Raw genomic sequence first — 11,929 nt, 5'->3', positions numbered from 1 at the left:
GCCGCACCGTGCCGCGCCCGCCCCCGTCCCGGCTCTGCCCGCCCCGGTCGCCGGGACGGACGTCTGCGCGCTGGGGCGGGGCTACGGGTACTGGCCCGGGGGCAGCCCGCAGGCCCGGATCTGCGACGACACCTACGGCCGCTGAGCCCGGACGAGAGAAACGAGCGATGGCCCATCCGGTACGGACGGGCCACCCTCACAGCTCACCCGGCGCCGCCCTCACAGCTCACGCAGCCGCAGCTCCAGCCGCGCGATCGCCGCCCGCACCCCTCCCCCGTACCCGTCGTCCGCCCCGTCGTCCGCGAGCACGGCGGAAGCGGCGCGCGCCCGGTCCAGATGGATCCGCGCCGCGTCGGGACGGCGGAGCTTGACATAGTCCGCTGCGAGATTGAGATGCAGCGAGGGATAGAACGCCCGCACCGCCGGCGCATCGGGGTGTTGCGCCGCGCGCTCGTCGGCCAGCCCGTTCGCCGCGGTCAACGCCCGAAGATCCCAGGCCAGTTCATCGCCGGGGTCGTCCTGGGTGTCGGCCATGTAGTGGGCGAGGGTGCACCGGTGCAGGGCGTCACCGTCCTCGCCGATCTCCGACCAGAGCTCGCCGAAACGATTGCGAGCCTCCTCCCGGTCGCCACCGTGCAGCAGTATGGCCGCCTGGCCGATCCTGGTCATGACGGCATCCTTGGACGCCTCCCGCTGCTCCGTCACTGCGACCTCCCTGCGCGCCCGTCCCCCCGTTCCCGTTCGACGCTAGCCGCAGCGGCGGTCAATCCCGCTGAGGCTCGGGCGGGCGTCCCCGGCCGGTCGCCGGACGCCCGCCGCCGGCCGGGGACGGGGCCGCCCGTCAGCCCAGGTCGGGGATGCGCCAGTCGATGGCTTCGTGCCCCTGCGCGGCCACCGCCGCGTTGATCTGCCTGAACGGGCTGGAGCCGAAGAACTTCTTGGCCGACAACGGCGACGGGTGCGCGCCCTTCACCACCACATGGCGCTCCTCGTCGATCAGCGGAAGCTTCTTCTGGGCGTAGTTGCCCCAGAGCACGAAGACCGCCGGGTCGGGCCGCGACGCGACCGCGCGGATCACGGCGTCGGTGAACTTCTCCCAGCCCTTGCCCTTGTGCGAGTTGGCCTCGCCCGCGCGCACCGTCAGCACGGCGTTGAGCAGGAGCACGCCCTGCTCGGCCCACGGCATCAGGTATCCGTTGTCCGGGATCGGCAGGCCGAGCTCCTCCTTCATCTCCTTGTAGATGTTCCGCAGGGACGGCGGCGTCTTCACACCCGGCCGCACGGAGAAGCAGAGACCGTGTCCCTGCCCCTCCCCGTGGTACGGGTCCTGGCCGAGGACGAGGACCTTCACCTTGTCGTAGGGCGTGGCGTCCAGGGCGGCGAACACCTGGTCGCGCGGCGGATAGACCGGCCCCTTGGCCCGCTCCTCCTCGACGAACTCGGTGAGCTCCTTGAAGTACGGCTTCTGCAGCTCTTCGCCGAGGACGCCGCGCCAGGACTCGGGCAGCAGGTCGGTGTCGGTCACTTCAACAACCTCCGGTAAGCAATCAGCTTTTCACCCGAGAACCTACCGGGGGCCACTGACAACGGGCCCTGCCGGTCCGGCTCCGGGCTACCAGCTGGCCTTGCGGTAGAACTCCCACATCTGCATGACCACCTGCGGGTCCAGGGCGCGCTCGCCGCCGCCGATGTCCTCGCCCGACGCGACGTACAGCTTGCCCTGCCACAGCGGCAGCATCCGCACGTCGTCGACCAGGATCTTCTGGGCCCGCTCGAACTGCTTGCTGACCGCGCCCCGGTCGCTCTCCTTGCGGGTCTGCGGCAGCAGGTCCTGGGTGATCTCGTTCTTCACGTACGGCATCCCCATGACGCTGTTCTTGCCGACGAACGGGGCGATGAAGTTGTCCGGGTCCGGGAAGTCCGGGAACCAGCCGCGGCCGAAGACGGGGTACTCGCCCTTGTTGAAGCCTTCCTGGAACGTCTTCCAGGGCTTGCTCTTCAGGGTGATGCGGAACAGCCCGGAGGCCTCCAGCTGCCGCTTCAGCTCCTCGAACTCAAGGGCCGTGGAGGAGCCGTACCGGTCGGTCGTGAACCAGAAGGTCATCTTGACCGGCTTGGTGATGCCGGCCCGGGTCAGGATCTGCTTCGCCTCGTCCTTGTCCGGATCCCCATAGGCGTCGAAGAAGCTGGTCGTGTGTCCCGCGATGCCCTTGGGGACCATGGAGTACAGCGGCTCGGCCGTGCCCTGGTAGACCTTCGCCACCAGGGCGTCACGGTCGATGAGCTGGGCGATGGCCCGTCGTACGGCCACGTTCCCCGCGGCCGGGTCCTCGGGGTTGAAGACCAGGAAGCGGATGTCCGCGCCGACCGACTCGACGATCTGCAGGTTGCTGTCCTTGTCCCGCTTGTCCTCCAGGTCGACGACGTCCTCGGCGGTGAGACCCCGGTAGATCGCGTCGATCTCGTTCTTCTTCAGGGCGGCGACCACGGGGCCGGATTCCTTGAAGTACCGAATCGTCACAGCGTCGTTCTTGCGGTTGGCGAATCCCTTGTAGTCGGGGTTCTTCACCAGTTCGGCGCGCTTTCCCGGCTTGTACGAATCAAGGAGATACGGACCGGATCCGGTGATCTTTCCGTCGCTGCGTATCTTGTGCTTCGAATAGTCACCGGGCGCCACCAGCGACATCGCGGGCGTGGCGAGAATGAAGGGGAACGTGGCGTCCGGCTTGGTGAGGTGGAAGACGACGATGTCGTCCCCCTTGGTCTCGACGCGGTCGAGCGAGCCGAGCATGCCGACCGGGCCGCCCTTGACGTTGATCTCCGTGATCCGGTCGATGGAGTACTTCACCGCCTCGGCGTCGAGCTTCTCCCCATTGGAGAATTTCAGGCCCTCGCGGAGCTTGCACCGGTAGGAGGTGCTGGTGGTATCGGTGAACTTGCACCATTCCGCGGCATCGGGCTGGGGTCTCGTACTGCCGGTGGGGAAACTCACCAGGGTCTGGAAGACGTTCCGCATCAGCTCCCAGGAGTTGTCCCACGCCGCCGCCGGATCGAGGGTGGAGGGCTCGCTGGTCGTACCGACGACTATCTTCTGCTCGACTTCCGAGCCGCTGTCGGAAAGAAGTCCGCAGCCTGCCAGCAGAGAAAGGGAAGCAACGGCTGCAGCGGCCTGCAGACTGGCCCGGTAGAACACGTGAACGCTCCTCGATCAGCCATGGGTCGGCAGACCTTACCGCAGCGCCCTGTCGGGTCAATCAACAGGCCCGACAGGGCACTTGAGTCAATCAGGGCCAAATCCGCTCAGGCTGTTCTCAGCCCACGCCCGCATTCAGGAAAATCCCGCCGTCGACCACCAGGGTCTGACCCGTGATCCAGTCGGACTGGCTGGATGTGAGGAACGCGGCAGCACCGCCGATGTCCTCGGGAACGCCCAGCCGGCCGAGCGGATAGGCGGCCGCGGCCTCCTCCTCGCGGCCCTCGTACAGCGCCTGGGCGAACTTGGTCTTCACGACCGCGGGAGCGATCGCGTTGACCCGGACGACCGGCGCGAACTCGTGCGCCAGCTGAAGGGTCAGGTTGACCATGGCCGCCTTGCTGATGCCGTACGCGCCGATGAAGGGCGAGGGGGAGATTCCGGCGACCGAGGCAATGTTGACGATCGCCCCGCCGTTCTCCTTCTGCCAGGCCTTCCAGGTCAGCTGTGCGAAGCCGAGCGCCGAGATCACATTCGTCTCGAAGACCTTGCGGGCGACATTGAGGTCGAGCTCCGCGATCGGCCCGAAGACCGGATTCGTACCGGCGTTGTTGACCAGGAAGTCGATCCGGCCGAACGCCTCCATGGTGCGCTCGACGGCCACCGCCCGGTGCGCCTCGTCGTGCGCCTTGCCCGCCACGCCGATCGCCCGGTCGGCGCCCAGCCGCTCGACGGCCTCCTTGAGGGCGTCCTCGCCGCGTCCGGTGATGCACACCCGGTCGCCGCGGGCCACCAGCGCCTCGGCGATGCCGTAGCCGATGCCCCGGCTCCCGCCCGTGATGAGCGCGACCTTCCCGCTGTCCTGCACGGTCATGATGTCCGTAGCCCTTCGGGTCAGTTGAGCGGTCCGCCGGCGACGTACATGACCTGGCCGGAGACGAAGCCCGCCTCGTCACCCGTGAAGAACGCGATGGCGTTGGCGATGTCCTCGGGGCGGCCGACGCGCTGCACCGGGATCTGGGTGGCGGCCGCGGCCTGGAACTCCTCGAAGCCCATGCCGACCCGGGCCGCCGTCTGCGCGGTCATCTCGGTGACGATGAAGCCGGGGGCGACGGCGTTGGCCGTGATGCCGAACTTGCCGAGCTCCTTGGCGAGGGTCTTGGTGAAACCCTGCAGACCGGCCTTGACGGCGGAGTAGTTGGCCTGACCGCGGTTGCCGAGCGCCGAGGACGAGGAGAGCGAGACGATACGGCCGAACTTGGCGTCCACCATGTGCTTCTGAACGGCCTTGGCCATCAGGAACGCGCCCTTGAGGTGCACGTTCATCACGGTGTCCCAGTCGGACTCGCTCATCTTGAAGAGCAGGTTGTCGCGGAGCACGCCCGCGTTGTTGACGAGGATCGTCGGGGCGCCGAGCTCGGCGGCGACCCGCGCGACCGCGGCTTCCACCTGGGCGCTGTCCGACACATCGCAGCCGACCGCGAGGGCGGTGCCCCCGGCTGCGGTGATCTTCTCGACGGTGTCCTTGCAGGCCGCCTCGTCGAGGTCGAGTACGGCGACGGCGCGGCCCTCGGCCGCCAGGCGTACCGCGGTGGCGGCGCCAATGCCCCGCGCCGCTCCGGTCACGACGGCGACGCGCTGCTCGGTGGTGGACATGCTTGGTTCTCCTCGCCCTTGGATCGCCGCTCAGCGGACGTCGGGGCACCCCCGGCACGGAACCTCGTGTGCGCGGAACCTTCCCGATAGCTGAGCAACCGCTTAGTACCTTCAGCAGACGAGACGCTAGAAGCCCTGGCACCCGGTGTCAACGGCCCACGGCCGCCGGGGCGCATGTCACACCCGGCGGTGCCGCCCGCACGGTGGTCGCGGGCGGCGCCGCGGGGCCGGGGCACGCGAGCCCGGCACGATCCAAACGAAAGGCCCTGGGGATCAGCGCACCAGCAGATCGAGCAGCCGCTCGACCTCGGCCTCCGGGTCAGCCGTGAGGCCGCTGTGCACGGGGCTCGGCTGGACGACGGTGGAGCGCGGCGCGATCAGCCAGCGGAACCGGCGGCCGGCGTCGTCACCGGCCGCCTGGCCCGCGTCCGTCCCGCCGCGGCACACACCCTCGACGGCGTGCAGGGCGGCCCGTACACCGATCACGTCGGCGGTCGGGTCCAGGGCCCTCAGCTTGGTCTCGTCGAGATGAGTGCGGGCGGCCACGAAGCTCCGTGCGCGGCAGTAGACCACCACGCCCGCGTTGAAGAACTCCCCGCGCTGCACCCGCGGGACCACGCGCAGCAGCGCGTACTCGAAGACATCGCGCTCGCTCACTGCTGGCCGTCCTTGTCGTTCTTCTTGGTGGGGTGCGGCCAGGGGGTGAGGTGTTCGGTGAGCCAGCCGGGGGCCTGGGACGGCTTGGGCTCGGTGGGGCCCTCCATCGTGATCCGCTCGTGGATGGTCGCGGCGCGCGGCAGCAACGCCTCCACATAGGCGCGGCGCAGCTCGTCGGTGGTGTCGAAGCCCGGCTCGTCCACCAGCCATTCGTCGGGGACGTCGGCCGCGACCTCGGTGAGCAGCTCCTCGGTGACCAGCGGGGCGAGCTCGGCGGCGGCCGCCGCGATGTCGGGTGCGAACGGGGCGAGCGCGTGGTCGGAGGCGTTGTACGGCTTGGCGGCGGACGCCTGGGCGCCGGGCCAGTTGTGGTGCCAGATCATGGTGGCGCCGTGGTCGATGAGCCACAGGTCGCCGTGCCAGATCAGCATGTTGGGATTGCGCCAGGACCGGTCGACGTTGTTGATCAGCGCGTCGAACCAGACGACCCGTCCGGCCTCCCGCGGATCCACCTGGTACGCGAGCGAGTCGAAGCCGATCGAGCCGGGCAGGAAGTCCATCCCGAGGTTGAGCCCGCCGCTGGCCTTCAGCAGCTCCTGCACCTCCTGGTCGGGCTCGGCGAGCCCGATGACCGGGTCGAGCTGGATCTGTACGAGGTCGGGGACCCGCAGCCCCAGCCTGCGGCCGAGCTGCCCGCAGATGACCTCGGCGACCAGCGTCTTGCGCCCCTGTCCGGCGCCGGTGAATTTCATGACATAGGTGCCGAGATCGTCGGCCTCGACGATCCCGGGCAACGATCCGCCCTCCCGCAGGGGCGTGACATAGCGGGTCGCTGTGACTTCGGTGAGCATTTCCCCAGGCTATCCGGCGAGGACACCTTACGATCCACGGAACGTCGCGCCACCCCGTCAGTTCCGGGGATCACCCCGGTCGGCTCTGGGGAGAATCTGGGGAGCTTCAGCCGGCGGCCGCTCCCCCGCAGCGCCGATCAAGCCATCGATCGCCGCTCGTCCCCGGTTTCCGGCGTCGGGCATGAAGTGCGCATAGTAGTCAAGCGTGATGGTCGGCGATCTGTGACCCATCCACCGCGCCACAGTGACCACGGATTCACCGGCCTCCAGCATGATGGAGGCGTAGGTGCGCCGTAGTACATGGAACCCATCATTGGGCGCCGCCGCCCACTGCCACGGCTTAGGGACTGTTTCTCGGATCTCCTGACAGGGGTGGGGTGTTGAGGTCAGGGTGGTGGGATGGGTCGTGGGGATCTGACGAATGCGGAGTGGGATCGACTGGAGTCGTTCCTGCCTCGTGGTGGTGGGCGCGGGGGTCGGTGGAGTGACCACCATCGGCTGATCAACGGAGTGCTCCACCGAGTGCGGACGGGTGTCCAGTGGCGGGACCTGCCGGAGCGGTTCGGGCCGTGGGAGACCGTCTACAAACGGCATCGTCGCTGGTCAGCTGATGGAACCTGGAAGATGCTGCTGTCTCGCATCCAGGCCGCCGAGGATACCGCGGGCCGGATCGACTGGGATGTGTCCGTGGACTCGACCGCCGTGCGAGCCCACCAGCACGGTGCCGGCGCGCGGAAGGCGCCGGCGGCCGAGGGTCCTCAGAAGGGGAACGTCCGGGGGACGAACCAGGTCGATCCGGTGCTGCGGAAACTGGCCGTCCGGCTGGAGGAGGTGGTCGGACCGGCGAATGCCTGGGACGCTCCCGAGGCGGTTTCACCACCAAGATCCACCTCGCCGCCGAGGGACGATGCCGCCCTCTCGCCTTCGTCCTGACACCCGGCCACTACGGCGACGGCCCCCAGTTCGAGGCCGTGCTGGAGCAGATCTCCGTGCCCCGCAGCGGAGTCGGGCGGCCCCGCACCCGACCAGATCACGCCCTGGCAGACAAGGCCTACACGTCCCGAAGAAACTGTCGCTACCTGCGACGACGCGGCATCCGGCACACCATCCCCGAACGCCTCGACCGGAGTGCTGCTGCGAGGCCGCGCAGGTGCGGTCGGAGAGCTGTGACGGTGGTTCCTCCACCAGTCAATAGCTGCTGTCGAGGGGCCTTGAGGGACCATGCCGAGTCCGGGTCGTCCCTGTTCGGCCCTTGGTGCCGGTCGGTGTGGTGACAGGGGTGTGGGGCAACCTGTATCTGGCGTGCTGCTGCTGCGGTAGTTCAGGACGCACCATCTGTGACGTACGGCAGGGCCCCACGGCGGATCACCGTGGGGCCCAGTACGTCTACGGAGTCACATCGGTGGCCTTCCACAGTTGGTTTGCCCCGGAGTTGGGCTGCCAGGTGGTGACGGCGGCGCCGTCGTTCGTGGCCTGGCCGCCGACTTCCAGGAGCTTGCCGGTCCCGGCGTTGACGAGCGTCCAGGTACCGTCACCGGTCGACGACGTGATCCACTGGGTGGCCGCGTCACGCCGGCCGGTGTCGGGTTCAACGACCGGTACACCGTTGCGTACGGCAAGACGCTTGCCGCTCGCCGCACTGGTGAACACGTACCGCTTGCGGTTGTCCGCGTCGTCGCCGCTGATCTGCTGGAGCTGCCACTGCTGGCCCGCAGCGGAGGCGCCGGCCCTGATGACGAGCTTGCTGCCGTCGTCGGCGACGGTCAGGGCCTTGCCGCTCTGCACGCCTGTCAGCTCGTAGGTGTGGCCCTGGCGCAGGGCTGCCGCGTCCTTCGCGACACCGGACACCCCGTCGACGACGAACGAGGTCACCGACTGCGCGGGCACCGTGAAGGTGGCCTTCTTGTCGCCGACCGGGACGGGGTCGTGCCGCTCCAGCTTGCCGGCGGCGCTGGTCACGACGGGCGTGACCGTGGCGTCCTGATCGATCCGGGCGAACTTCGACAGGTCCAGCGCCACAGTGCGGGCGTCCGGGGTGCGGTTGACGTGGACGACAGTGGCGCCCTTGCCGGACTGCGCGACGGCGGCGGCGCTGGAGGTTTCGTCCGTCTTGATCAGCCGGTCGCCCGGCTTGATGTAGTGCGTGAAGTTGCGGGCCGTGTCGAACTTCGTGTTCGTCCGGACCGGGCAGCTGGCGAGGGTGTCCTTGGAGGTGCAGCTGAACGGGACCTGGATGCTGCCCCAGTTGCCGCCTTTGGCGGACTCTCCGCCGGGCTTCATGTTGTCGTAGTCCTCGACCGGTTGCCAGAACACCCAGGCGGTGGGCTCCAGTTCGCGCAGGTCGTCCACAATCTGCTGGGCGAGGCCGAGGCCGGGCCGCATATCTGTGAAGGACTGTCCGTCGCCCCAGTCGCCCTCGACCTCGCTCATCCACAGTGGCTTGTCGGCCGCCTTGGCCAGGTCGCGGACGGTGGTGCGCCCGCCCGTGCCGTACGTGTGGACGTTCATCTGCCCGACGAGGTTCTTCACGTCGGCCGGGTAGCTGTTCCAGTTCGTCGAGAAAATGCCCGGGTTGGTCTCGTCCATGGCCGAGATCTCCGCACCGGTCTTCGCCTTCTTCAGTGCAGGAGCGAGGGCGCTTATGACCTTCTGCTGGAGCTCAGGGCCTATGTGCGCGCCTTCCTGACGGCCGCCGGTCGGCTCGCCGTCGGCGCCCAACGTGGTTTTCCAGTAACCGGTGTTGGGCTCGTTGAACGGGTCGACGGTGTCGACCTCGATGCCCTCCGCCTTCTCCAGGCGCTTCGTGGCGCCCGCGACGTACGCGGCGAAGTCGTCGACCGAGTCGGCCTTGAGCTGGTCCTTGGCCGCGTCGAAGCCGCCGGAGACGTATCCGCTCTCCGTCATGAAGTACGGCGGCGAGTTGCTGAACGTCTCCCAGTGGTCGATGTCGTCCTTGATCCGGTCGACCCACCAGCGCTGCGTCGCGTCGGCGTCCGTGTTCCAGTCCGCGGGGTCGTCGGCACTCCACCAGTCGGTGTCTTCGCGGGTGGTGCCCTCGGGGGCCTTCCACCACCCGCCGACCGCTCCCCCGGCCCTCAGGTAGTCCTTCACATCAGGAGCGTTGCCGCCGCCGATGTTGTAGCGGGCGATGTTCAGGGCGAGTCCGTCGTCACCGAAGAGGAGGTCGGCGAGCTTCTCGCGGATCTCCTGCGGGTAGCCGCCGGTGACGTTGGCGAACCAGACGAGGCTGGTGCCCCAGCCCTCGAACCTCTGCTGCTGGTACGAGGGGTCGGGGGTCACGGTGACAGCGGCTGTCGATGACGCGGCTGTCACGGGCGGGGCGGTGGTGAGGGCGGCTCCGGAAACCAATGCGGCGGTGCAGACGAGGCCGAGGAATCGTCCTGTGCGGGTACGGCGTGGCAACGTGTGCTCCCAAATCTGCTGTATGGGCGAATAGTTGGTATTGCTGCGGTGCCATTCAGGGGGCGGGTTGCCGGAGCACGGCGACATCCCGGGGCGGCAGCACGAGGTCACCCTCCGCTGCGGGGCCGACGAGGAGTTCACCGGTCATGCCGGGCAGCGGCACCGGCATGTCGCTGCGGTTGACCAGGAAGAGGTAGCGACTGCCGGCGTCCCGGCGCACGGCCAGTTCGACCACACCTTGTGCTCCGTCCGGGAGTTCACTGGTCACGCCGGTCGGTGCGAGCAGTTCCGGCAGCAGTGCGGCGAGACCTTCGGCGCCGAGGCGGGTGGAGACGTATGCGGCCGAGCCGCGACCCGACGTCCGGCGTGTGACGGCCGGGCGGGAGGCGTACGTCCCACTGCGGTAGTGGGCGAGCACCTCCGTGTCCGGCCCGGTGACGGTGATCCGGTCGGTCCACAGGCTGCCGGTCGTCGCCTTGTCGAGGTCGACGGTGGAGCCGTCCAGCAGCGGCCCGAACTCCTCGATGCGGATGCCGAGCAGCTCGCGCAGGGCGCCGGGGTAGCCGCCGAGCCAGATGTGGTCGTTCTCGTCGACGACGCCGGAGAAGTACGTGGTGACGAGGTGTCCGCCGCCCTCGACGTACCGGGTCAGCTCCTTACCGAAGGGCTGGGGCACCACGTGCAGCACGGGCGCGATTACCACGTCGTACGAGGAGAGGTCGGTACGGTGCGCGGGCACCACGTCGGCGCGGATGCCGAGCCGCAGCAGCGCGGAGTACCAGTCGAGGGCCTCGCGGTGGTAGTCGAGCCGCGAGGTGGGGTGGGAGTCGTGCTCACTGGTCCACCACGAGTCCCAGTCGAACAGGACGGCCACGCGGGCGGGTTCGCGCTCGGTTCCGGCGATCGGCGCGAGTGCTTCGAGGGTGCGGCCCAGCTCGGAGACCGAGCGGAAGAGTTCGCTGTCGGGACCGGCGTGCGGCACCATCGCCGAGTGGTACTTCTCGGCTCCGGCCGCCGACTGGCGCCACTGGAAGAAGCAGACGGCGTCGGCACCGTGCGCCACGTGCAGCAGTGAGTCGCGTGCCAACTCACCCGGCTTCTTCGCCAGGTTGACGGGCTGCCAGTTTACCGCACCGGTGGAGTGCTCCATCAGGAACCACGGGCGGTGGGCCGCGATGCCGCTGGTCAGATTGGCGGAGAAGGAGAGCTCGTCGCGGTCCTGCGGGCCGGGGACGACGTAGTGGTCGTTGGCGACGAAGTCGATCGCGCCCGAGCCCGCCCAGTCCGCGTAGTCCATGCCCTTGGTGCCGCCCATCACCATGAAGTTGGTGGTCACCGGCACGTTGGGGGTCAGCTCGCGCAGCACTTCGCGCTCCGCGAGCAGATGGTCCTTGAGCGCGTCCGAGGAGAACCGCTTGAAGTCGAGCTGCTGCGTCGGATTGGGGTGCGAGGCGGCGAGGCGGGGCGGCAGGATCTGGTCCCAGTCGCTGTAGCGCTGGGACCAGAAGGCCGTTCCCCAGGCATGGTTGAGTGCGTCGAGAGTGGTGTAGCGGCGGCGCAGCCAGGCGCGAAAGGCGTGGGCGGCGTCGTCGGAGTAGTCGTAGACGTTGTGGCAGCCCAGCTCGTTGTTGACGTGCCAGGCGATCAGGGCAGGGTGTCCGGCGTAGTGCGTCGCCAACTTCCGAACCAAACGCAGCGCGTGGGTGCGGAAGACCGGCGAGGTGGGCCGCCAGTGCTGGCGCGCGCCCGGCCACAGCGTATCGCCGGTCGCGGTCACCGGCAGGATCTCCGGGTGGGCGGTGGTGAGCCACGGCGGCGGGGACGCGGTTGCGGTGGCCAGGTCGACGCCGATGCCGCCCGCGTGCAGCAGGTCCATGACCTCGTCGAGCCAGCCGAAGTTCCAGGTGTCGGCGGTGGGTTGTATCCGGGCCCAGGAGAAGATCGCCAGGGAGACGATGTTCACGCCGGCCTCGCGCATCAGCCGGACGTCCTCCTCCCACACCTCCCGCGGCCACTGCTCTGGGTTGTAATCGGCCCCGTAGCCGAGGCGTCGGCCGCCGTCGCTGCCCGCCGGGTACGGGAAACGGGAGGTGAGGGGGGAGGTCATGCAGGTCCTTCCGAGGTTCGATGAGGCGAAGGGGCACTTCGA

10 protein-coding genes and 2 pseudogenes are annotated in these 11,929 nt (G+C 68.8%); 2 read left to right on the top strand and 10 right to left on the bottom strand.

What is annotated here, in order from left to right; all coding sequences use genetic code 11:
- Positions 1-219 precede the first annotated feature (219 nt).
- The 8 genes and pseudogenes from ABZY11_RS28060 to ABZY11_RS28025 all read right to left on the bottom strand — a co-directional run.
- Entirely contained in the window at positions 220-705 is a 486-nt protein-coding gene (locus ABZY11_RS28060; protein WP_356481811.1) for a hypothetical protein, read from the bottom strand.
- A gap of 136 nt (positions 706-841) precedes the next feature.
- On the bottom strand, positions 842-1,525 hold the full coding sequence (locus tag ABZY11_RS28055) for a uracil-DNA glycosylase (RefSeq protein WP_356481810.1): 684 nt from the start codon (positions 1,523-1,525) through the stop codon (positions 842-844).
- A gap of 87 nt (positions 1,526-1,612) precedes the next feature.
- Positions 1,613-3,193, bottom strand: a complete 1,581-nt coding sequence (locus ABZY11_RS28050; protein WP_356481809.1) for an ABC transporter substrate-binding protein — start codon at positions 3,191-3,193, stop codon at positions 1,613-1,615.
- 118 nt (positions 3,194-3,311) lie between these two features.
- Positions 3,312-4,067, bottom strand: a complete 756-nt coding sequence (locus tag ABZY11_RS28045; protein ID WP_356481808.1) for an SDR family oxidoreductase — start codon at positions 4,065-4,067, stop codon at positions 3,312-3,314.
- 20 nt (positions 4,068-4,087) lie between these two features.
- Complete coding sequence (fabG, locus tag ABZY11_RS28040) at positions 4,088-4,849, bottom strand: 3-oxoacyl-ACP reductase FabG (protein ID WP_356481807.1); 762 nt, start codon at positions 4,847-4,849, stop codon at positions 4,088-4,090.
- Between the two features lie 273 nt (positions 4,850-5,122).
- Entirely contained in the window at positions 5,123-5,506 is a 384-nt protein-coding gene (locus ABZY11_RS28035; RefSeq protein ID WP_356481806.1) for a DUF3037 domain-containing protein, read from the bottom strand.
- The gene (locus ABZY11_RS28030; RefSeq protein WP_356481805.1) at positions 5,503-6,357 is read right to left on the bottom strand and encodes a HipA family kinase; all 855 of its coding nucleotides are present in this window, start codon (positions 6,355-6,357) and stop codon (positions 5,503-5,505) included. Before ABZY11_RS28030 ends, ABZY11_RS28035 begins: the two co-directional genes overlap by 4 nt.
- A 57-nt stretch (positions 6,358-6,414) precedes the next feature.
- Positions 6,415-6,690: pseudogene (locus tag ABZY11_RS28025) on the bottom strand (tyrosine-type recombinase/integrase); the annotation flags it as partial.
- 66 nt (positions 6,691-6,756) lie between these two features.
- Between ABZY11_RS28025 and ABZY11_RS28020 the strand changes: the two are divergent.
- Both ABZY11_RS28020 and ABZY11_RS28015 read left to right on the top strand, forming a co-directional pair.
- A complete protein-coding gene (locus ABZY11_RS28020) occupies positions 6,757-7,290 on the top strand; it encodes an IS5 family transposase (RefSeq protein ID WP_356481804.1) in 534 nt (177 codons plus the stop codon).
- Positions 7,200-7,484 (top strand): annotated as a pseudogene (locus tag ABZY11_RS28015) (transposase); the annotation flags it as partial. The gene ABZY11_RS28020 and the pseudogene ABZY11_RS28015, both read left to right, overlap by 91 nt.
- Before the next feature lie 259 nt (positions 7,485-7,743).
- Here the strand turns inward: ABZY11_RS28015 and ABZY11_RS28010 are convergent.
- On the bottom strand, positions 7,744-9,780 hold the full coding sequence (locus tag ABZY11_RS28010) for an RICIN domain-containing protein (RefSeq protein WP_356481803.1): 2,037 nt from the start codon (positions 9,778-9,780) through the stop codon (positions 7,744-7,746).
- A gap of 55 nt (positions 9,781-9,835) precedes the next feature.
- Complete coding sequence (locus tag ABZY11_RS28005; protein ID WP_356481802.1) at positions 9,836-11,887, bottom strand: beta-galactosidase; 2,052 nt, start codon at positions 11,885-11,887, stop codon at positions 9,836-9,838.
- Positions 11,888-11,929: the final 42 nt, after the last annotated feature.

The sequence above is a fragment of the Streptomyces sp. NPDC006510 genome (assembly GCF_040611955.1).
In the GTDB taxonomy this organism is placed as follows: Bacteria; Actinomycetota; Actinomycetes; order Streptomycetales; family Streptomycetaceae; genus Streptomyces.
This window is presented reverse-complemented; position numbering and strand designations above follow the sequence as displayed.

Excerpts from the sequence above, each read along its gene's own strand:
- ABZY11_RS28045 (WP_356481808.1), bottom strand. The coding sequence starts at position 4,067 with ATGACCGTGCAGGACAGCGGGAAGGTCGCGCTCATCACGGGCGGGAGC.
- fabG (WP_356481807.1), bottom strand. The coding sequence starts at position 4,849 with ATGTCCACCACCGAGCAGCGCGTCGCCGTCGTGACCGGAGCGGCGCGG.
- ABZY11_RS28030 (WP_356481805.1), bottom strand. The coding sequence starts at position 6,357 with ATGCTCACCGAAGTCACAGCGACCCGCTATGTCACGCCCCTGCGGGAG.
- ABZY11_RS28005 (WP_356481802.1), bottom strand. The coding sequence starts at position 11,887 with ATGACCTCCCCCCTCACCTCCCGTTTCCCGTACCCGGCGGGCAGCGAC.
- ABZY11_RS28020 (WP_356481804.1), top strand. The coding sequence starts at position 6,757 with ATGGGTCGTGGGGATCTGACGAATGCGGAGTGGGATCGACTGGAGTCG.